This is a genomic window from Arthrobacter sp. Hb9-2, assembly GCF_059091165.1.
In genome coordinates, this window is record NZ_JBNHGJ010000011.1 from 23,988 (window position 1) to 43,854 (window position 19,867).

General features: G+C 65.8%; 19 protein-coding genes. 15 read left to right on the top strand and 4 right to left on the bottom strand.

Going from position 1 to position 19,867, the window contains the following annotated elements:
• Positions 1-2 precede the first annotated feature (2 nt).
• The 7 genes from AC5RV1_RS08450 to AC5RV1_RS08480 all read left to right on the top strand — a co-directional run bounded on the left by AC5RV1_RS08450 (position 3) and on the right by AC5RV1_RS08480 (position 8,170).
• The gene (locus tag AC5RV1_RS08450; RefSeq protein ID WP_493994178.1) at positions 3-2,054 is read left to right on the top strand and encodes a bifunctional aldolase/short-chain dehydrogenase; all 2,052 of its coding nucleotides are present in this window, start codon (positions 3-5) and stop codon (positions 2,052-2,054) included.
• Positions 2,051-3,562, top strand: coding sequence for a rhamnulokinase (locus tag AC5RV1_RS08455; RefSeq protein WP_493994179.1), 1,512 nt, complete (start codon positions 2,051-2,053; stop codon positions 3,560-3,562). Before AC5RV1_RS08450 ends, AC5RV1_RS08455 begins: the two co-directional genes overlap by 4 nt.
• A gap of 176 nt (positions 3,563-3,738) precedes the next feature.
• Positions 3,739-4,758: an acetylxylan esterase gene (locus tag AC5RV1_RS08460; RefSeq protein WP_493994180.1), complete on the top strand. Its 1,020-nt coding sequence runs from the start codon at positions 3,739-3,741 to the stop codon at positions 4,756-4,758.
• Between the two features lie 15 nt (positions 4,759-4,773).
• Positions 4,774-6,141, top strand: a complete 1,368-nt coding sequence (locus tag AC5RV1_RS08465) for a glycoside-pentoside-hexuronide (GPH):cation symporter (protein ID WP_493994181.1) — start codon at positions 4,774-4,776, stop codon at positions 6,139-6,141.
• Between the two features lie 214 nt (positions 6,142-6,355).
• The gene (locus AC5RV1_RS08470; protein ID WP_493994182.1) at positions 6,356-7,495 is read left to right on the top strand and encodes a 3-deoxy-7-phosphoheptulonate synthase; all 1,140 of its coding nucleotides are present in this window, start codon (positions 6,356-6,358) and stop codon (positions 7,493-7,495) included.
• A gap of 173 nt (positions 7,496-7,668) precedes the next feature.
• Entirely contained in the window at positions 7,669-7,881 is a 213-nt protein-coding gene (locus tag AC5RV1_RS08475) for a helix-turn-helix domain-containing protein (RefSeq protein ID WP_163166742.1), read from the top strand.
• Positions 7,882-8,071: 190 nt separating this feature from the next.
• A complete protein-coding gene (locus AC5RV1_RS08480) occupies positions 8,072-8,170 on the top strand; it encodes a 30S ribosomal protein bS22 (protein ID WP_003792170.1) in 99 nt (32 codons plus the stop codon).
• 105 nt (positions 8,171-8,275) lie between these two features.
• On the opposite strand, the gene AC5RV1_RS08485 is transcribed toward AC5RV1_RS08480, so the two are convergent.
• Complete coding sequence (locus AC5RV1_RS08485; protein WP_493947140.1) at positions 8,276-9,094, bottom strand: HAD family hydrolase; 819 nt, start codon at positions 9,092-9,094, stop codon at positions 8,276-8,278.
• A 77-nt stretch (positions 9,095-9,171) separates the two neighbouring features.
• On the opposite strand from AC5RV1_RS08485, the gene AC5RV1_RS08490 reads away from it, so the two are divergent.
• Complete coding sequence (locus tag AC5RV1_RS08490; RefSeq protein ID WP_493947139.1) at positions 9,172-9,426, top strand: glutaredoxin family protein; 255 nt, start codon at positions 9,172-9,174, stop codon at positions 9,424-9,426.
• 104 nt (positions 9,427-9,530) lie between these two features.
• Positions 9,531-10,235, top strand: coding sequence for a redox-sensing transcriptional repressor Rex (locus AC5RV1_RS08495; protein ID WP_163166736.1), 705 nt, complete (start codon positions 9,531-9,533; stop codon positions 10,233-10,235).
• A 53-nt stretch (positions 10,236-10,288) separates the two neighbouring features.
• On the opposite strand, the gene AC5RV1_RS08500 is transcribed toward AC5RV1_RS08495, so the two are convergent.
• The 3 genes from AC5RV1_RS08500 to AC5RV1_RS08510 form a co-directional block, all read right to left on the bottom strand.
• Positions 10,289-11,068 carry a hypothetical protein gene (locus AC5RV1_RS08500; RefSeq protein WP_493994183.1) on the bottom strand — a complete coding sequence of 260 codons (780 nt, stop codon included), beginning with the start codon at positions 11,066-11,068 and terminating at the stop codon, positions 10,289-10,291.
• 163 nt (positions 11,069-11,231) lie between these two features.
• Positions 11,232-11,687, bottom strand: a complete 456-nt coding sequence (locus AC5RV1_RS08505; protein ID WP_493994184.1) for a hypothetical protein — start codon at positions 11,685-11,687, stop codon at positions 11,232-11,234.
• 173 nt (positions 11,688-11,860) lie between these two features.
• Positions 11,861-12,409, bottom strand: coding sequence for a YceI family protein (locus tag AC5RV1_RS08510; protein ID WP_493947136.1), 549 nt, complete (start codon positions 12,407-12,409; stop codon positions 11,861-11,863).
• 202 nt (positions 12,410-12,611) lie between these two features.
• Between AC5RV1_RS08510 and AC5RV1_RS08515 the strand changes: the two genes are divergently transcribed.
• The 6 genes from AC5RV1_RS08515 (at position 12,612) to AC5RV1_RS08540 (ending at position 19,867) form a co-directional block, all read left to right on the top strand.
• Positions 12,612-13,292 carry a histidine phosphatase family protein gene (locus AC5RV1_RS08515; protein ID WP_493994185.1) on the top strand — a complete coding sequence of 227 codons (681 nt, stop codon included), beginning with the start codon at positions 12,612-12,614 and terminating at the stop codon, positions 13,290-13,292.
• Positions 13,293-13,294: 2 nt separating this feature from the next.
• On the top strand, positions 13,295-13,933 hold the full coding sequence (locus AC5RV1_RS08520; protein WP_493994186.1) for a TlpA family protein disulfide reductase: 639 nt from the start codon (positions 13,295-13,297) through the stop codon (positions 13,931-13,933).
• 9 nt (positions 13,934-13,942) lie between these two features.
• On the top strand, positions 13,943-14,698 hold the full coding sequence (locus AC5RV1_RS08525; protein ID WP_493947134.1) for a cytochrome c biogenesis CcdA family protein: 756 nt from the start codon (positions 13,943-13,945) through the stop codon (positions 14,696-14,698).
• Complete coding sequence (resB, locus tag AC5RV1_RS08530; RefSeq protein ID WP_493994187.1) at positions 14,698-16,479, top strand: cytochrome c biogenesis protein ResB; 1,782 nt, start codon at positions 14,698-14,700, stop codon at positions 16,477-16,479. The genes AC5RV1_RS08525 and resB overlap by 1 nt, the downstream gene beginning before the upstream one ends.
• The gene (ccsB, locus tag AC5RV1_RS08535; RefSeq protein WP_493947132.1) at positions 16,479-17,564 is read left to right on the top strand and encodes a c-type cytochrome biogenesis protein CcsB; all 1,086 of its coding nucleotides are present in this window, start codon (positions 16,479-16,481) and stop codon (positions 17,562-17,564) included. Before resB ends, ccsB begins: the two co-directional genes overlap by 1 nt.
• Before the next feature lie 152 nt (positions 17,565-17,716).
• Positions 17,717-19,867 (top strand): Hsp70 family protein, encoded by a 2,151-nt coding sequence (locus AC5RV1_RS08540; protein ID WP_493994188.1) that lies wholly within the window; start codon positions 17,717-17,719, stop codon positions 19,865-19,867.

Here is a 19,867-nt window from a genome sequence, read left to right on the forward strand (position 1 = left end):
GCATGAACATGCAGAACACAGGTAACAAGACTGTTGAAGACCTGATTTCGCGTTCCAACCGCCTGGGTGCGGATAAGCGGAACACCAACTTTGCCGGCGGCAACACCTCGGCCAAGGGCACCGAGAAGGACCCGGTGACGGGCGAGGACGTCCAGCTGCTGTGGGTCAAGGGCTCCGGCGGAGACCTCGGCACGCTGAAGGCGGAAAACCTCGCGGTGCTGCGCCTTGACCGTTTGAACGCGCTGAAGAACGTCTACCCCGGTGTTGAGCGTGAGGACGAGATGGTTGCCGCGTTCGATTACTGCTTGCACGGCAAGGGCGGCGCAGCCCCCTCGATCGACACCGCCATGCACGGCCTGGTGGACGCCGCGCACGTGGACCACCTGCACCCGGACTCCGGCATCGCCATTGCCACCGCGGTGGACGGCGAGGCCCTCACCACCAAGATCTTCGGCAACAAGGTCCTCTGGGTGCCCTGGCGCCGCCCCGGCTTCCAGCTGGGCCTGGACATTGCCGCCATCAAGGAAGCCAACCCGCAGGCCATCGGCACCATCCTGGGCGGCCACGGCATCACCGCCTGGGGCGCCACGAGCGAAGAAGCAGAGCAGAACTCGCTGTGGATCATCGAACAGGCCGAGAAGTACATCCGCGACAACGGCAAGACCGAACCCTTCGGACCCAAGCTCCCGGGCTACGCAGCACTGCCCGAGGCAGAGCGCCGTGCCAAGGCCGCAGCCCTGGCACCGGTGATCCGCGGCCTGGCCTCCACGGACAAGCCGCAGCTGGGGCACTTTAGCGATGACGCCGTCGTCCTGGACTTCCTCGAAGCCGCCGAGCACCCGCGCCTGGGCGCCCTGGGCACCTCCTGCCCGGACCACTTCCTGCGCACCAAGGTCAAGCCGCTGATCCTGGACCTGCCCGCCGACGCCTCAGTCGAGGACTCGATTACCCGGCTGCACGAGCTGCACGCGGACTACCGCGAGGACTACCAGGCCTACTACAGCCGCCACGCGGACCAGGACAGCCCGGCCCTGCGCGGCGCGGACCCGGCCATCGTGCTGGTTCCCGGCGTGGGCATGTTCTCCTTCGGCGCCAACAAGCAGACCGCCCGCGTTGCCGGCGAGTTCTACATCAACGCCATCAACGTGATGCGCGGCGCCGAGGCGATCTCCACCTATGCCCCGATCGAGGAATCCGAGAAGTTCCGGATCGAGTACTGGGCGCTGGAGGAAGCCAAGCTGGCCCGGATGCCCAAACCCAAGTCCCACGCCACCCGCATCGCCCTGGTCACCGGCGCCGCCTCCGGCATCGGCAAGGCCATCGCCACCCGCCTCGCCGCGGAAGGCGCCTGCGTGGTCATCGCCGACCTGAACCTGGAGAACGCCGAAAAGGTCGCCGAAGAACTCGGCGGCCCGGACGTTGCCATCGGCGTGCAGGCAGACGTCACGGACGAAGCCCAGGTCGCTGCCGCGATCGACGCCGCTGTGCTGGCGTTCGGCGGTGTGGACCTGGTGGTCAACAACGCCGGCCTGTCCATCTCCAAGCCGCTGCTGGAAACCACCGAGAAGGACTGGGACCTGCAGCACAACGTGATGGCCAAGGGCTCGTTCCTGGTGGCCAAGGCCGCCGCGAAGGTCATGATTGCCCAGGGCCTGGGCGGGGACATCATCTACATCTCCTCCAAGAACTCCGTGTTCGCCGGCCCGAACAACATCGCCTACTCCGCCACCAAGGCGGACCAGGCCCACCAGGTGCGCCTGCTCGCCGCGGAACTGGGCGAGCACGGCATCCGCGTCAACGGCATCAACCCCGACGGCGTGGTCCGCGGCTCCGGCATCTTCGCCGGCGGCTGGGGCGCCAAGCGCGCCGCCGTGTATGGGGTGGACGAGGAGAAACTGGGCGAGTACTACGCCCAGCGCACCCTGCTCAAGCGCGAAGTCCTGCCCGAGCACGTGGCCAACGCCGCCGCCGTCCTCACCAGCAACGAACTGTCCCACACCACCGGCCTGCACATCCCCGTGGACGCCGGAGTGGCCGCAGCCTTCCTGCGATGAGCGCCGAACGCACCAACGAAACTGCCCCGGCCCAGGCCGGGGCAGTTTCCGCAGGCCCCGCCAAGGTATTCGCCGCCGTCGACATCGGCGCCTCCTCGGGCCGGGTCATCCTGGGCCGCGTTAATGCCGGCGGGGAAAACAGCGTTGAGCTGGAAGTTGTCCACCGCTTCCCCAACGGCGTGGTGGAGATCGACGGCGGGCTGCGCTGGGACTTCAACGCCCTCTTCGCCGAAGTGCTCAAGGGGCTCTCGGCGGCGGCGACCGTTGCCGCCGTGCAAGGTGAGCGTGTAGCCAGCATCGGCATCGACACCTGGGCCGTGGACTACGGCCTGGTCAACGCCGCCGGCGAACTGACCGCCCAGCCGTTCAGCTACCGGGACGACCGCAGCCGGACCGCTGTGGAGCCGGTGCACCGGAAGCTGGACCCGGCACGGCTGTACGGGACCACGGGGCTGCAGTTCCTGCAGTTCAACACGATCTACCAGCTGGCCAGCGAGCCGGACCTGGACGGCCTCCAGGCGCTCCTGATCCCGGACCTGATCGCGTTCCTCCTGACGGGGCAGCGCCGGACCGAGGCCACCAACGCCTCCACCACGGGCTTGTTCGACGCCGTGGCGGGGGAGTGGGCCACCGAGTTCCTCACTGCGCTGGGTTTGCGGAAGGACCTGTTCCCCCCGTTGGTCCAGCCCGGTGAAACTGTTGGCACCCTCCTGCCGGCCATTGCCGCCCACGTAGGCCTTCCGCAGGACACAGAAGTGGTGGCTGTCGGCTCGCACGACACCGCCTCCGCGGTCGCCGCCGTCCCCGCGAAAGCCGAGGACGGCGAGGAGGACTTTGCCTATATCTCCTCCGGTACCTGGTCCCTGGTGGGGCTTGAGCTGAAGCACCCTGTCCTTACAGAGGCCAGCCGCGAGGCGAACTTCACGAATGAACGCGGCGTTGACGGCACCATCCGCTACCTCCGCAACATGGGCGGCCTCTGGCTCCTCAGCGAATGCCAGCGGACGTGGGCCTCCGAGGGGTTCCGGCCCGAGCTTCCGGCCCTGCTGACCGCGGCTGCGGCTCTGCCGCCAGGCGGGCCACAGATTAACCCGGACGACCCCTACTTCATTGCCCCGGACAACATGCCGGACCGCATCCGCGCCGCGGTCCGCCGCACCGGAGAAGTACTGGCGAACGATCCTGCCGCGATTACCCGCTGCATCATGGACAGCCTGGCCGCCGGCTACGCCCGCACCATCCGCGACGCCGAGCGCCTCGCTGACCGGTCAGTGGACGTGGTGCATGTGGTGGGCGGCGGCTCCCAGAACCGGCTGCTCTGCCAGCTCACCGCCGATGCCACCGGCAGGAAAGTCGTGGCTGGGCCGGTGGAAGCGACAGCGCTGGGCAACGTCCTGGTTCAGGCCCGGGCAGCCGGCGCGGTATCCGGCGGACTGACCGAGTTGCGGAGCCTGGTGGTGCGGTCACACCAGCTCCAGATGTTCACCCCGGAGCTGTCGCGCCTGTAGGTCCTGAGCAGGCAAAGATCCGCAACGCGCGGACGCATGACGCCACGTCGCTGAACGCGGCGTCATGCGGCCGTGCCGGGACTGTGCGGCCACCCCTAAGATCTTCGAGAAGTGTCTCGCCGGCCTGTAAGCAGTGCCGTAGACCATGCCAACTACCTGACAGGACCGGATAGCCCATGCCACTCTTCGACCTTCCCTTGGCCCAGCTCCGCAGCTACACCTCGGACGTGACGCCGCCCGCCGACTTCACTTCCTTCTGGGACGCCACAATCGCCGAAACCCGGGCCTTTCCGTTGAATGCATCCTTTGAACCGGTGGAGAACTACTTGTCGGTCATCGATACCTTCGATGCCACGTTCGCCGGTTATGGGGGCGCCGCCATCAAGGGCTGGCTGCACCTCCCCGCCAACAGGGCCGCTGGAACAAGGTTGCCGGTAGTGGTGCAGTATGTGGGCTACTCCGGCGGCCGCGGCCTGGTCAACCAGGACACGAAGTGGGCGCAGGCAGGCTACGCGCACTTCATCATGGACACCCGCGGCCAGGGCTACGGCGGCACCCTGGGTGAGACGCCCGACCCGCACCCCTCCGCCGGCGGCGTGGCCCACGCAGGCCTGATGACCAGGGGCATCGCAAGCCGGGAAGGCTACTACTACCGCCGGGTCTATGTGGACGCTTTCCGGGCCGTGGAAGCGGTCCAAAGCCATCCGGAGATCGATCCGGCACAGGTGGTTCTCGCCGGCGTCAGCCAGGGCGGCGGCATCGTGGTTGCCACCGCAGGCTTGGCTGCGGGACGGCTCGACGGCGTGATCGCCGCGCTGCCCGATGTTCCGTTCCTGCAGGACTTCCCGCGCGCCATCGACATCACCCCGCGCGGCCCGTACCCGGAGATCGCCCAGTTCCTGGCCCGGCACCGGGACCGATACGAACCGATGCTCGCGGTCCTGCGCTATTTCGACGGCGTCAACCTGGCGCGCCTGGCAACGGCGCCGGCCCTGTACTCCGCAGCCCAGATGGACGATATCTGCCCGCCGTCCACCGTCTTCGCCAGCTTCAATGCCTACGGCTCCGGCACCCCGGATTCATCCGGCACCGGAGCCGCCAAGGAGATTGAGGTCTACCGGTTTAACAACCACGAAGGCGGCCAGGAACACCACTGGATCCGGCAGCTGCTGTTTCTTCGCAAAATTTTGGGGTAAGTTTCTTCTGCGGGCATGAGAAAGCGGTTTCTCAGCCCGGTAGACAAGGAAGCAATGAAGAAACTGGGCAGGCTCAGCGTTCTCGGCTACGGGGCCGGCGATGCGGCCAACAGCATGATCATCAGTACCGGGAACATGTTCCTGCTTGTTTATTACACCGATGTAGCGGGGATCGGGGCAGCGGCGGCAGGATCGCTGCTGCTCGTTGCGCGGGTCTTTAACGCCTTCACGGACATAGCGGCCGGCCGCATCGTGGACCGTGTGCTAAGCAAGCGGTGGGGAAAGTTCCGCCCGTTCCTGATGTTCGGCTTCATTCCCCTGCTGCTGAGTGTGGCGGTGTTCCATGTTCCGGACGTCGACCCGTCCCTGAAACTGCTGTACGCCTACTGCACCTACGCCCTGGTGTGTGTTGCCTACAGCATGGTCAATGTGCCTTACGGGTGCCTGGTGGGGGCCATGACCCAGGACGCCAAGGAACGCGCCAGGCTCGGTGGTGCCCGTACCATCGGCGGCCTCTCGGTGGGGGCCACCCTCGGCTTTTTCATTGCACCGCTCCTCGGTGCCGGCCAGGACATGCAGCAGATCTTTACCTGGCTGACCATCACCTTCGCCGTCGTTGGCTCACTGCTCTATTGCTTCACGGGCATAGTGTGCGTTGAGCAGGTCCCCGGCAGCGTCCCCAAGATCACCCTTCGCCAGAGCGTGGCAGCCCTCAAGGCAAACTCACCGCTGGTGATCCTTTGCGTGAGTTCCGTCCTTTTCGTCACCGGAACTTCTGCCACCGGCGCCTCCCAGTTCTACTACCTCCGGGACGTCCTGTCCCGGGTGGACCTCTTCCCCGTCATGGCCGCAGCCCAAGTGGTGATCACGCTGACGCTGGCTGTCCTGATGCCGGTTCCGGTGGCCCGATGGGGCAAGCGGGCCGTCTACAGTGTTGGCGGCGGATTCGGGGCGATGGGCGGAGCGCTGGTCTTCCTGGCCCCCGCGGACATTCCATTGCTCGGCCTGGCGGGCCTCGTGCTGGGGCTCCTTGCTTCAGCGTCCGTCAGCATCGTGACCTGGGCCCTGATCGCCGACACCGTGGAATACGGTGAGTGGAAAACGGGAGTCCGGGTCCAGGGAATCAACTACGCGCTCCTGGCCGCCACCCGGAAGCTCGGCATGGGATTCGGCGCCGCCGTCGTCGCTTTCTCACTGGCTTGGGGCGGCTACGTTTCGGGGATAGCGGAGCAGTCTGATACTGCCACCCTCGCCATCAGGGCGGCGGCAGGGCTGCTGCCGGGGGCACTGGTGCTGGCCTCCGTCGGGATTATGTACTGGTACCGCCTGACCGACCAGAAGCACGCGGAGCTGGTGGCAAGCCTGTCGCGGGATGCGACGTAACAGTTTGCGGCCACAGCGGCCCGCGGTTATGGTTCATGGCATGACAAACCGTTGGTATGCGTATTTTTCGTTGGCTCTGGAGGGGCCCGCGTCTAACTGACACGCATCCAACTTTCCTTCAGAGCCAACAGGGCAGAGATCATTCTCTGCCCTTCGCCGTTTCTCCGGCGGGTTCTGATCTGGGCCCGCTTCCTATCTGGAACAGGACCCGAACATGAGCACCGCAACAGCCCCCGCAAATGCCACCGCAGCCCGCCCCCTTGGTGAAGCTGCAGCGAAATCGACGTCGAACCTGCGCGTCAGCGAATTCACCGCCCTGCCCACGCCGCAGGAACTCATCGCTGAACTGCCGCTGGACGCCCGCGTGGCGGACGTCGTGGAACGCGGACGTGACGAAGTCCGCGCCATCATGGACGGTGTGGATGACCGCCTGCTGGTGATCGTGGGGCCGTGCTCCATCCATGATCCCAAGGCCGGGCTGGAGTACGCGCGGCGGCTGGTCAGCCAGGCCGAGAAGCACAAGGAGGACCTGCTGATCGTGATGCGGGCCTACTTCGAAAAGCCCCGCACCACGGTGGGCTGGAAGGGCCTGATCAACGATCCCCGCCTGGACGGCAGCCACGACATGGTGACCGGCCTTCGCACGGCACGGCACTTCCTGCAGCAGGTCACCGCGCTCGGCCTCCCCACCGCCACCGAATTCCTGGAGCCCATCAGCCCGCAGTACATGGCGGACCTTATCTCCTGGGGCGCCATCGGGGCCCGCACCACCGAGAGCCAGATCCACCGGCAGCTCGCCTCCGGGCTCTCCATGCCCATCGGCTTCAAAAACGGGACCGACGGCGACCTCCAGGTTGCCATCGACGCCTGCGGTGCTGCCGCGGCGGCCCAGGCTTTCCTTGGTATCGACGGCGACGGCCGGGCCGCGCTCGTGGCCACGGCGGGAAACCCTGACACGCACGTCATCCTCCGTGGCGGACGCAAAGGGCCCAATTACTCTGCTGCCGACGTCGAGGCTGCAACAGCCAAGCTCGCCGGCAAGCAGCTGAACCCGCGCCTCATCGTTGACGCCAGCCACGCCAACAGCGGAAAGAGCCACCACCGCCAGGCAGAAGTAGCGCTGGAGATCGGCGCGCAGCTCGAGGACGGCGGCGCTTCCGCGCAGGCAATTGCCGGCGTCATGCTGGAAAGCTTCCTGGTGGGCGGCGCGCAGAACCTCGATGTTGCCGAGCACGCGGCCGGCCGGTCGGAGCTGGTGTACGGGCAGAGCGTGACCGATGCCTGCATGGACTGGGACGCTTCGGTCTCGGTGCTGGACCAGCTGGCCGCCTCCGCCCGCAAGCGGAGAAGGTAGGCGCCCGCTGCGGAGTGGCGGAGTAAATAGGGGGACAGTACTACTTTCACATTGGCCACACGAACATCTAGAGTATCTAGAAGGTGGTTGGTGGATGGCTCAGCATCGTAACACCGCATTGGCACGTACCTGGGGTCACTGTTGTCCATCCGTCAGCAAAGGAAAATAGGGAAATGTCGGCAGAACAGAACTTCTCCAACGCGAAGTTCCTGACCGTGGCAGAAGTAGCCCAGGTCATGCGCGTCTCCAAAATGACTGTCTACCGGCTGGTCCACTCCGGAGAGATGCCGGCAGTGCGGTTCGGCCGCTCCTACCGGGTACCCGAAGCCGCCGTTGAGCAGTACCTCAAGGGCGCCGTGGTGGACGGCCACACCGAAACCGCCTGAGTCGTTTCGTCGCATTCGCCGTGTTTTCGCCGGTCCCAGCCGGACCGGTCAGAAGCGGCTCCGGATAAGCGGTACCCTGTTAAGGAACGTTTTACGTCATTGTAAGAATCTGTCAGTTGTTCAGTTCGTAGCTCTGTCCACGAACACTTTCCATCAGACAGGTACTGCATCTAGTTTGTAAGGAACTTTCGTGGGTTCAGTTATTAAGAAGCGTCGCAAGCGTATGGCCAAGAAGAAGCACCGCAAGCTGCTTCGCAAGACCCGTCACCAGCGCCGCAACAAGAAGTAGAGATACTTCGAACAGCGTGGAAATGCCCGTCGCCTTCCGAGGTGGCGGGCATTTTGTTTTTGCCCTGCCCGTTATGCCTTGGTGCCCGTTATGCCTTGGTGCCCGTTATGCCCGGGGACCCCGGATGCGGGCGAAGCCTTTCCAGAGTCCGTAGACGGCGCCGCCGGCAGTGGCTGCCTTGAGGCCGAAGGTGGCTGCGCGGCGGCCTGCCCGGAAGTCGTAAACGGGCCAGTTGTTGTCGCGGGCGTGGCGGCGGAGGCGGGCGTCCGGGTTGATGGCCACCGGATGGCCCACCAGGCTAAGCAGCGGGATGTCATTGAAGGAGTCGCTGTAGGCCCAGCAGCGCTTCAGGTCCAGTTCTTCGGCATCCGCCACTGCCTGGACAGCCACAGCTTTCGCGGAGCCGTGCAGGATGTCTCCCACCAGGCGGCCGGTGTACATGCCTTCCGAGATCTCCCCGACCGTCCCCAGGGCTCCCGTGAGTCCCAGCCGGGTGGAGATCACAGTGGCAACTTCTATGGGGGTCGCAGTGACCAGCCACACCCGCCGGCCCACCCGCAGGTGCTGCTCGGCCAAGGCCTTGGCGCCCGGCCAGATCCGTGACGCGATCATCTCGTCGTAGACCTCTTCGCCGAGGGCCTTGACGTCGTCAACCGTGATGCCTGCGGCCAGGGTCAGCGCGGAGTCGCGGACAGCGTGGACGTCGTCCATGTTTTCGCCGCGGGCCACGAACTTGAACTGCTTCCAGGCGAACCCGGCAGCCTGGCCCATGGTGAAGGCTCCGCGCTGGTGCATCTTGCGGGCAACATGGAAGAGGCTGGCGCCGCGCATGAGGGTGTTGTCCACATCGAAGAACGCCGCCTCGCCGGGTTGCGGCGCCGCAACCGGCTTGGTGACTACGGCGACGTACTTCTCCTCGGGCATGGTGTCGAGTCTAGTCAATCCAGTCGGTGGACACTGTCGGCGTCGCGGGGCACAGTCAACGGGGCTACGGTTAAGTCATGGCAACACCGCACGTCGTCCTGATCACCAAAGCTGACTGCCACCTGTGCGAAGAGGCGCGCGACGCCGTCGGCCGGGTTACTGCCTCGCTGGGCCTTGAGTGGACGGAAGAGCTGGTGGACCACCAGCCGGAACTGCGGGACCGCTATGCCGAGGAAATCCCGGTAGTGCTGGTGGACGGCGTGCAGCGCGACTTCTGGAAGATCGATGAGATCCGGCTGGAACGCGTGCTTCAGCGGGCCATGGCAGAGTAGGGGAGCAGCACCGGTGACCGCGCGTGCTTTGTGGCCGGCTGCTTTGTTGGCATCGGCCGGAGGGCTCTAGAGTGGAGTCACAACGCGATGCGAGGGAGGGGCTGGTGGCTTCGCTGGATTCAACTCCCCAGGCTGTCCCGGATCTTCCGGGTACCACTGGCACGCCAGCCAAACAGATTCCGCCCGCAGCGGTGGCCCGGCTGACGCTCTATCTGCGTGCCCTGAACACCCTGCTTGCCGAGGGAGTGGAGCGCGTTTCCTCCGAATCCCTGGCCGAAGCCTCAGGCGTCAGTTCCGCCACACTGCGCAAGGACCTGTCCCACGTGGGCTCCTACGGTACCCGCGGTGTTGGCTACGAGGTGCAGTACTTGAGCCGCCACATCGCGGCGGCACTCGGACTGACGCACGACTGGAAGGTCGCCATCGTCGGCGCAGGCAACCTTGGCAAGGCCCTGGCACGTTACGGCGGATTCGAATCCCGCGGGTTCGACGTCGTGGCCATTTTCGACGCCGACCAGATGGTGGTGGGCAACGAGGTGGGGTGGCTGCGCGTCAGCGACGTAGCCGACCTGGAAACCGTGCTGCACCGGACCGGAGCGAACATGGTGGTGCTGGCGCTGCCGGCGGCCGTGGCACAGGATGTCTGCGACCGCGTGGTGGCCGCCGGCGTCCGCAGCGTCCTGAGCTTCGCCCCCGTGATGCTCCAGGTGCCGGAGGGGGTCAACCTCCGCAAGGTGGACATGGCCACCGAACTGCAGATCCTGGCCTACCACGCACAACGGGCGCAGGCCCCGGGGCAGACCGCCTAGATTTCTCAGGCGGTTCCGGGGCCCACGCCCGCAGGTGTGGGAAGTGCGTAAACCTACCGGCCGTAGGGGTTGCCCAAGCCGCCACCGTAAGGGTTGGCGAAGGGCTGCTGCTTCCGGAAGTACGGGGCAGCCGCCGGCAGGTACAGCAGGACGATGGCGGCGATCCCCAGAAGGGTGCCGATGGTTCCAATGCTGGGAGGACCGAAGAGGCTGAAGATGGACAGTGCAGCGAACACCGTACCCAGGATGCGCGCCCAGTTCTTGCCCTTGCGGACAAAGAAGGCCACCAGCAGGTAGAGCCCTGCGCCGAGGATGGCGAAGACCACCAGGGTGCCGGCGATGACGCCCTTGATGTCCTCGTAGGTGACGCCCGCTCCGCTGCCCTCCATCTGCTGCTCAAAGGTCTGGCGGAATACCGGGTCGTCCAGCTGGGTGAGCCCGGTGAGCATGGAGATGACGAAGATGGCGGCCGAGGCGATCAGCAGCCAGAACGAGATGTTGACCAGCTGCGGCACCCCGTTGCTGCCTGTGGGCTGCGGCTGCTCCGAAGGGTACTGCGCGTACGGGGACTGCCCGTAAGGCTGCTGACCGTACGGCTGCTGGCCAAAGCCCGGAGCCTGCGGCGGGTTCTGGCCATACTGTGGAGTGTTTTGCCCGTACTGCGGGGCGCCGGACTGGCCGTACTGGGGAGCGTTCTGTCCGTACTGCGGCGGGTTCTGGCCGTACTGGGGAGCGTTCTGTCCGTACTGCGGGGCGTTTTCCCCGTAGCGCGGCTGCTGGTTGCCCTGCTCGGGATCGTTGGGCACGGGAGGCGGGACGGGAGGATTACTCATGAGCTGTCCTTTGGCATGTCGGGTTCTGGTAGGCTGCCGGGTTTCGGTCCTGTGCCCTACCCCCAGCATGGCTTAAGTCCACCGTACCCCCGGACTGGCGGCAGATGGGTCATTCCAGGGAGGTATTCCGCCCCCTGCTCGGCAGTTGCCCTGCGATGCCTTGCTAACCCTTGTTCCCCCGCGCTGCAAACCATGCCTGCGAGTTCGGCAGCCAGAGCAGGACCGTTGCTGCGAGGCTGATCAGGAAGCCCGCCCAGTTGCCGCCCTGGCCAACACGCATGGCCAGGTTGATCAGGGCGAGGACCAGGGTGACGCCCGTCAGGACTGTGAGGGCCAGCCGGGCCCACTGCTTCCCCTCTTTCATCTTGAGGGCAAAGACGATCTGCGCGGCTCCCACGGCCGCCGCCAGCAGCATCAGCAACAGAACCAGCGCGGCCGCAGCGGGCGCCGCCGCGAAAAGCACCAGCGAGGCAAGCATGCCCAGCAGTCCGCCCAGGAGGCCGAGGATGCCGCCCAGGAACCAGATCCAGAACGAGACCTTGACCTCAGTGGGAAGTCCCGCCACCGAGAACATGCCGGCAAATCCGTTGCGGGGCCCCGTGCTGTCAAAGTTGCTCATGGCCATCACTGTAGCCCCGCCCCGGCGGCGGCACGGCGAGGCCCGGTGCGCAGGGACTGCCCCTGCGCACCGGGCCACGGTTTCACTGCGCAGGCCGGACGGCGAAAGCCATCAATGACAGAACCCCGGCACCGGCGCGAAGGCCGGTGCCGGGGTTCCGGCGGAAAGGATGACTAGGCTGCGGGAGCGATGAAGGCGAGCTCGAGGTTGATGGCAACCTTGTCGCTCACCAGGACGCCGCCGGTCTCGAGGACAGCGTTCCAGGTCAGGCCGAAGTCCTTGCGGCTGATGGTGGTTTCAGCGGAAACACCGGCGCGGGTGTTGCCGAATGGGTCCACGGCCACACCATTGAACTCGGTTTCCAGGGTGACCGGGCGGGTGACACCCTTAATGGTCAGGTCGCCGGTCAGCTCGTAGCTGTTGCCCTTGGCCACCAGGCCGTTGGAGACGAAGGACATCTCGGGGAACTTCTCCACGTCGAAGAAGTCTTCACCCTTGACGTGGCCGTCGCGGTTGGCGTCGCCCGAGTCGAAGCTGGCGGTGTTGATGGTGGCGTTGATCCGGGATTCCGCCACGTCCTCGCTCAGTTCCAGGGTTGCTGCTGCTTCCTTGAACTGGCCGCGGACCTTGCTGATGCCTGCGTGGCGGACGGTGAAGCCGATCTCGCTGTGGGAGTTGTCGAGGGTCCAGGTGCCGGTGGTGACGTCTGCGGGAAGTGCCATGATGTTGCTCCTTTGGGGTGTTACCTGTTGACGGTCTTGCTGTTGAACCTTCATCGGTTGAAGTCTCAACTAACTGCTGCATCTACTATAAACATGCATATGCATCTTTTGTTCCCGACTCCGGAACATTTCTTCATAAATTTCAGTTCTACTGGATGTAGAAGATTTCGGATCGAACGCCATCTTTGAGAAACTGGTAAACATGCCCCAAGCCACTGTCCACCTGCTCCGCCACGGCGAGGTCCATAATCCTGACGGCGTTTTGTACGGAAGGCTGCCCGAATTCCACCTCTCCGAGCTTGGGCTGGAGATGGCACGCACCCTCGCTGAGCACTTCCGGCAGCGCTCCGAAAACGGGGCCCGTATCACGTACCTGGCCGCCTCGCCGCTGGACCGCGCGCAGGAAACTGCACGGCCGACGTCGGACGCCCTGCATCTGCCCATCCACACGGAGGAGCGGATCATCGAGGCGGAAAACTACTTCGAGGGCATGAAGGTCAGCAAGGCGGAACTGCGCAGGCCCAAGCACTGGCCGCGGCTGGTCAACCCCCTCCGGCCCTCCTGGGGCGAGCCGTACAAGCAGCAGGCGGCAAGGGTTATGGCAGCGGCACAGGAGGCACGCCTCCGCGCTATCGAGCTCGCCGACGGCGACTTCGGAACAGAGGGGCCCGAAGCGATCATGGTCAGCCACCAGCTTCCCATCTGGGCCACCCGCTTGAGCGCGGAAGGCAAGCCCCTGTGGCACGACCCGCGAAAGCGTGAGTGCACACTCACCTCCATCACGTCGCTGATGTTCGACGACGACGGCACCCTGGTGCGCGTCGCGTACAGCGAACCCGCGGCGTCCCTTCTTCCCGGTGCAGCCAGCACCCCTGGAGCCTAGAAGTGACTGACAGTTCTATCCAAAAGGGCAGGCCCGGCCTGCCCATCAGCTCCCGCCGCAGCGTCCTTGCTGCCGGCGGCCTGGCGCTGACCGCGATCACCCTGGGCCTTTCGGCATGTGCCCAGGAAGATGCCCTTGCGGAACAGGCAAGGGCCGGGGACAACAAGAACTATGTGGCCGGCGACGGCTCCGTCACGGAGTTCGCGGCGGGCGACCGGAAGTCCGCGCTCCAGATCAACGGCACGCTGTTCAACGGAACCACGGTTGCGCCGGCTGACCTCCAGGGCAAGGTCACCGTCCTGAACTTCTGGTTCGCGGCCTGCGCCCCGTGCCGGGTTGAGGCGCCCATCCTCGAAGAGCTCCACCAGGAATTCAAGCCCCAGGGCGTACAGTTCTACGGCGTCAACCTGCGGGACGAGAAGGCCACCGCGGAAGCCTTCGATAAGTCCTTCAACCTGACCTACCCCAGCTTCGACGACAAGGACGGCGGCGTCCTGCTGGCAGTCTCCGGCCTGGTTCCGCCAGGCGCAGTCCCCACGACCCTCGTGCTGGACAAGCAGGGGCGCGTGGCCTCCCGCGTCCTCGGCGAGATCCAGAAGGGCACCCTGAAAGCCCTCGTCGCTGCCGCCGTGGCAGAGTAGCGCAGACCCGTGAACAGCCCCTTCGCCGAAGCCATCCTCAACGGCTCGCTCCTCCTCGCCATTCCGGTGGCGCTGCTGGCCGGACTGGTCTCCTTCCTGTCCCCGTGCGTCCTTCCGCTGGTTCCCGGCTACCTGGGATACGTCACGGGGTTGTCAGGGGTAGACCTGCAGAAGCAGAAGCGCGGCCGGATGCTGCTGGGCATAGGGCTGTTCGTGCTGGGCTTCTCCGTGATTTTCGTCCTCCTCGGCGGTGCGTTCGGCCAGCTGGGCAGCCTGATCGCCGGGCCGCAGAATGCCTGGATCACACAGGTCCTGGGCATCCTGGTGATCGTTATGGGCGTGGTGTTTATGGGCGGGTTCAGCTGGTTGCAGCGGGACGCCAAGATCCACGCCAAGCCGCCGGCCGGGCTGTGGGGGGCGCCTCTCCTGGGCCTCACGTTCGGCCTGGGCTGGGCACCGTGCATCGGGCCCACTTACTCCGCGGTCCAGCTCCTGAGCCTTTCCGGCGGCTCGTCCGCCGCCAAGGGCGCGTTCCTGGCCTTCGTCTACAGCCTCGGCCTGGGGATCCCCTTCCTGCTGATTGCCCTGGCACTTCGGCGGGGCATGGGCGTCATGGCGTTCTTCCGCAAGCACCGGCTGGCAATCCAGCGCATTGGCGGCGGCATCCTGGTGGTCCTCGGGCTGCTGATGGCCAGCGGCATCTGGGGCACCTGGGTCACCGGGCTGCAGTACTGGTTCCAAACCGATGTGAAGTTGCCGATCTGATGAGCGAGCGCGTGAACGTAGAAAAGAAAACTTCCGTCCCGGCCGGTGGCAATGAGCCCGGCGCCAAGATATCAGAGGCCAAGGCGGAAGCCGCACTGCCTGCGCTGGGGCCGATGGGCATGCTCCGCTGGGCCTGGACCCAGCTGACCAGCATGCGCACAGCGCTGTTCCTGCTGCTGCTCCTCGCCGTCGCTGCGGTCCCGGGCTCGCTGTTCCCGCAGCGCCCGGCCAACCCGTCCGTGGTCACCCAGTACATCAAGGACAACCCGGATTACGGCAAGCTGCTGGACACCCTGCAGCTGTACGACGTCTACTCCTCGGCCTGGTTCTCGGCCATCTACCTGTTGCTGTTCATCTCCCTCATCGGCTGTGTGGTGCCCCGGGCCATCGCCCACTACAAGGCGATGCGGTCCCAGCCCCCGCGGACGCCCAAGCGCCTGTCCCGCCTCCCCGAGTACGGCACCCTGGTCATTCCGTCCGACGCCGGGATCCCGGCGTCGGACGCCATCACCAGTGCCGCGGCGGTGCTGAAGAAGCGCGGCTACCGCGTGGAGGTCCGGGACAGCGGCGGAGAACGTCCCTCGTTGGGCGCTGAGCGCGGCTTCACAAAGGAAGTGGGGAACCTGGTGTTCCACACGTCTTTGATCGGGGTGCTGGTGTCCGTGGCCATCGGCGGACTGTTCGGCTATAGCGGCCAGCGGATCCTCGTGGAGGGTGACACGTTCGTGAACACACTGGTGGGCTACGACCAGTTCACGCCCGGCACCAACTTCCAGTCCGGCCAGCTGCAGCCCTACTCCGTGCAGCTGGACAAGTTCGACATCACCTTCGACCGGGAGTCGGAGGGCAAGTTCGGCCAGCCCATCGACTTCTCCGCCGCCGTGACCACCAAGGAGAACCCTGACGCTCCAGCGCAGAAGGAAATCCTGAAGGTTAACGACCCCATCACCCTGGGCGGCACCAGCATCTACCTCACCGGCAACGGGTACGCTCCCGTGGTGACCATTCGGGATGGCGACGGAAACGTGGCGATGCAGGGGCCGGTGGTAGCCAAGCTGCAGGGGGACAACTACTACTCCTCAGTGGTCATCAAGGTTCCCGATGCCAAGCCGGACCAGCTGGGCTTCGCCGGCTTCTTCCTGCCCACGGCCTTCGTTTCGAACGAGGGGGTGTCCTTCAGCGGCGACCCCGACCTCTTCAACCCGCAGCTGACGCTGAACTCCTACTACGGGGACCTGGGCCTGGACGATGGCGCCCCGCAGAACGTCTTCGAGCTGGATGTGCAGGACCTGACTCCGCTGAACGCGAGGAACCTGGACGCCGGCGGCATCACCCTGGGCCCTGGCAGCAGCTACACGCTGCCCGACGGCAAGGGCACCATCAGCTTCGACGGCGTGAAGCGGTACATCGGCGTGGACATCCACCACAACCCCGGCCAGCTCTACGCCCTGATTTTTGCGCTCCTCGCGGTGGCCGGCCTGATCCTCTCCCTCTACGTCAACCGCCGCCGCGTCTGGGTCCGCACGGGCACCCACGCAGACGGCCGCACCATGGTGGAGTACGGGCTCCTGGCCCGCGGTGAGGACCACCGCCTCGCCGCTGAAGCCGAAGCCGTCCGGAACCTGCTGTCCGGGGAATGGCAGCTCGACGCAGATCCGGCCGGGCCGGAACCCTCCCAGCAAACACCCAGCCGCGAGCAGGACAATTACCCCGGCGCCGCCACCACTACAGGCTCAGTCACCACCCCAGCAGGCCCCACCGGGCCCGAAAAGGACCAGTAATGCCGTACGGAATCAACGAAACCATGGGCCAGTACAGCGAGCTCTTTATGCTGCTCGCTGCAGGCACGTACACGGTGGCTTTCATAGCTTTCGCCTGGGACTTGGCCAAGAGCAGCAGGGCCCTGCGCGCCATCGACCTCAAGGCCGCGCAGGCGGAAGACCCGGCCCGGGTGCCGGTAGGGGCCCGGGCGGGAGCACGCAGCGAGTCGCACCTCGCCGGGCCGGCGGGCAGGGCTGAACGGCCGTCGTCGTCCGCCTCCCCGTCAGCAGGGAACGGGGCCGGGGGAGCAATCACCGCCGACGGCGACATGAAGTACGCTGCCGAACGGCGCGCTCCCGCCCGGGTGGCGGTAGCCCTGACAGTCCTGGGTGCGCTGATCCACGGCGCAGGCGTGCTGACCCGCGCGCTGGGCGCGGGACGGGTGCCCTGGGGCAACATGTACGAGTTCCTCACTACCGGTGCCTTCGTTGCCGTGGCCGTGTTCCTGCTGGTGCTGATCCGCCGCGACCTGCGCTTCCTTGGCACGTTTGTGGTGGGGCTGGTCATTATTATGCTGGTGGCCGCTTCCGTGGCGTACTGGACCCCCGTTGGCCACCTGGTTCCCGCCCTGCAGAGTTACTGGCTGATCATCCACGTGTCCATCGCCGTGCTCTCCTCGGCCCTGTTCACGCTGACGTTCGCGATGTCAGCGCTGCAGCTGGTCCAGGCGCGCCGGCTGAAGACCGTCGCCGCCGGCGGTACGGACAAGCTCGGCTTCATGCGCCTGGTGCCGTCCGCGCTGAGCCTGGAGAACCTCTCCTACCGCATCAACGCCATCGCGTTCATTGGATGGACCTTCACGCTGATGTTCGGCGCCATCTGGGCCGAGAAAGCCTGGGGCCGGTTCTGGGGCTGGGACACCAAGGAAGTGTGGACGTTTGTTATCTGGGTTGTCTATGCCGGCTACCTGCACGCCCGTGCAACCCGCGGCTGGACAGGAACGCGCGCGGCATGGCTGTCGATCGTTGGCTACCTCTGCGTCATCTTCAACTTCACCATCGTTAACCAGTTCTTCAACGGCCTCCACTCGTATTCGGGCCTCTGAGCAGGGGTTTCTTCTTAGCACCCGCAGTACTGCGGGCAAATAACAATTCGGTGTAGCAATGGGGGTATTCGCGGTCCCGGCCGTGATGCTACCTTGGTGACGTGCGCCCGTGATGAAGCTTGCTGGCGACCACGAGTTTTGCTGAGGTACCCATGAGCTACGTTCTCGCCATTGATGTGGGGACCAGTTTCACGGCGGCCGCTGTTGTCCGTTTTCATGACGGAGCCGCGCCGGTTCCGGAGTGCCTGCCGCTGGGCCTTCGGGGATCAGCTGTGCCGTCTGTGGTGTATTACCCGGAGGAAGGCCCCGTCCTGGTGGGGGAGGCCGCGGAACGCCGCGGGCTCGATTCCCCCGGGCGCGTAGTTCGTGAGTTCAAGCGCCGGGTGGGCGACGCCGTGCCCATCTCTGTAGGCATGCTGTCCCTTCCACCCGAGGACGTCTTCGCCACCATGGCCCGGTGGGTGGCAGACCGGGCAACCGAGCGCGAGGCTGAGCCGCCGTCGGAAATCATCCTGACCCATCCCGCCGCATGGGGCACCCACAGGACCTCCCTCATAAAGGACGCCCTTGCCGCAACCGGACTTGGGAAAGTCACCCTGCTGACCGAACCGGAAGCCGCCGCCCTGCACTATGCCTCGCAGGTGCGGGTGGAGGCCGGCAGTACCATCGCCGTCTACGACCTCGGCGGGGGGACCTTCGATACTGCTGTTCTCCGCAAAACTGCCAGCAACCGGTTCGAACTGCTGGGGCGCCCGGAGGGCTTTGAAGACCTGGGCGGCGCCGACTTTGATGCCGCCCTTTTCCGTTACGTGGCTGAAAACACCGGTGGGGCACTGGCCGGGCTGGACACTGCCGAGCCTGGAGTGCTCGCCGCACTGGCCCGGCTGCGACGGGAGTGCGTGGAAGCCAAGGAAGCGCTCTCCTCTGACAGCGAGGCGAGCATCTCCGTGCTCCTGCCAGGCATCCAGCAGCAGGTCCGCCTGGTCCGCCCCGAATTCGAGTCACTGATCGAGGAACACATCCGGGACACGGTGGACGCGCTGGAACAGTCGCTGGGGCAGCTGGAGTTGGAGCCTCCGGATCTCACAGCTGTGTTGCTCATTGGCGGATCTTCCCGGATTCCCCTCGTTGCACAGCTGATCTCGGAGCAGCTTGACAGGCCCATCGCTGTGGATGCCGACCCCAAATCGTCAATCTGCCTTGGCGCCGCCGTTTCCGCAGTGCTGGGACAGCCCACCCCCGCTGAGGCTTCTGCCGCAGTGGATCCCGGTGCAGCCGGCACATATGGTGAGAGCGGACAAAGTCCTGCCCTGAAAAGTGGGCAGATACCTGTTCGGGTGGCCTCCTGGTCACGAAACACCACCACGGCGCCACGCTCCGCCACGGCAGCGGCCCGCGCGCCAAGCTCCAGGGAGAGGGGCGGAGCGCACGCGCCGAAACCGAGGGTGCGGCTCACTGCTATCGCGGCTACCGCTGCCCTATTCACGGTTCTTAGCGCCACCGCCGCCCAAAGCCCGGAAGGATTCAGCGGCCTGACATCTGTGTTCGTCCCGCCGGCTGGGGCTTCGGACTCCTTGGAGACACTTCCGCCCACAGGAACCGGCGGCAGTGGGACCGGCTCCGCGGCCGCAGCTGCGGGGGATGCCCGGCTGCCAGTGACAGGCATCGAGGCCAGCGCGAAGGAGGGTGACTCCTCCCAGACGGCAGGCCTCGAGTTGGAGGCGGGGGCCACCAGCGGGTTGTCGGCTGTTGCGGCTATTAACAACGGTGCTTCCGCCGAAACCTCCGCCGGCGGTGCAGCTCCGGCTGCCGTCGCTGAGGGCAACGGGGCAACGGTAACTGCGCCAGCGACCGGAGGTACGACGACCACACCCTCGGGCACGGCGACCGCCGGCGGAACGCCGTCCGGCAGTCCGTCCGAAACCTCGTCTGCCACTCCCTCTGAAACCTCGTCTGCCATTCCGTCTGGCACCTCGTCCGGAAGTCCCTCCGAAACGCCGTCCGAAAACTCATCCGGCAGCCCGACCGGAACGGCGACCGGCAGCCCGACCGGAACGGCGTCCCGAAGAGCGACCGGCAGCCCGACCGGAACAGCGACCGGCAACCCGAGCGGAACGGCAAGTGCTACTTCTACAGACAAAGCAATGACGGCGCCGCCGGTAACGGACGGTTCGCCTTCGCCGGCGGTTCAGGATCCGCCGTCGCCAACGGGTGACCCTTCCCCGTTGCCATTGCTGGAGGAGTTCCCAGGCTCCGGCCGGTCCTTCACGGCCTCGGCCACGACCACGACGCCGGCGGCCTAA

Bases quoted from the DNA above. Each gene is read 5' to 3' on its own strand.
- AC5RV1_RS08450 (WP_493994178.1), top strand. From the start codon at position 3: ATGAACATGCAGAACACAGGTAACAAGACTGTTGAAGACCTGATTTCG.
- AC5RV1_RS08455 (WP_493994179.1), top strand. From the start codon at position 2,051: ATGAGCGCCGAACGCACCAACGAAACTGCCCCGGCCCAGGCCGGGGCA.
- AC5RV1_RS08460 (WP_493994180.1), top strand. From the start codon at position 3,739: ATGCCACTCTTCGACCTTCCCTTGGCCCAGCTCCGCAGCTACACCTCG.
- AC5RV1_RS08465 (WP_493994181.1), top strand. From the start codon at position 4,774: ATGAGAAAGCGGTTTCTCAGCCCGGTAGACAAGGAAGCAATGAAGAAA.
- AC5RV1_RS08470 (WP_493994182.1), top strand. From the start codon at position 6,356: ATGAGCACCGCAACAGCCCCCGCAAATGCCACCGCAGCCCGCCCCCTT.
- AC5RV1_RS08475 (WP_163166742.1), top strand. From the start codon at position 7,669: ATGTCGGCAGAACAGAACTTCTCCAACGCGAAGTTCCTGACCGTGGCA.
- AC5RV1_RS08485 (WP_493947140.1), bottom strand. From the start codon at position 9,094: ATGCCCGAGGAGAAGTACGTCGCCGTAGTCACCAAGCCGGTTGCGGCG.
- AC5RV1_RS08490 (WP_493947139.1), top strand. From the start codon at position 9,172: ATGGCAACACCGCACGTCGTCCTGATCACCAAAGCTGACTGCCACCTG.
- AC5RV1_RS08500 (WP_493994183.1), bottom strand. From the start codon at position 11,068: ATGAGTAATCCTCCCGTCCCGCCTCCCGTGCCCAACGATCCCGAGCAG.
- AC5RV1_RS08505 (WP_493994184.1), bottom strand. From the start codon at position 11,687: ATGAGCAACTTTGACAGCACGGGGCCCCGCAACGGATTTGCCGGCATG.
- AC5RV1_RS08510 (WP_493947136.1), bottom strand. From the start codon at position 12,409: ATGGCACTTCCCGCAGACGTCACCACCGGCACCTGGACCCTCGACAAC.
- AC5RV1_RS08515 (WP_493994185.1), top strand. From the start codon at position 12,612: ATGCCCCAAGCCACTGTCCACCTGCTCCGCCACGGCGAGGTCCATAAT.
- resB (WP_493994187.1), top strand. From the start codon at position 14,698: ATGAGCGAGCGCGTGAACGTAGAAAAGAAAACTTCCGTCCCGGCCGGT.
- ccsB (WP_493947132.1), top strand. From the start codon at position 16,479: ATGCCGTACGGAATCAACGAAACCATGGGCCAGTACAGCGAGCTCTTT.
- AC5RV1_RS08540 (WP_493994188.1), top strand. From the start codon at position 17,717: ATGAGCTACGTTCTCGCCATTGATGTGGGGACCAGTTTCACGGCGGCC.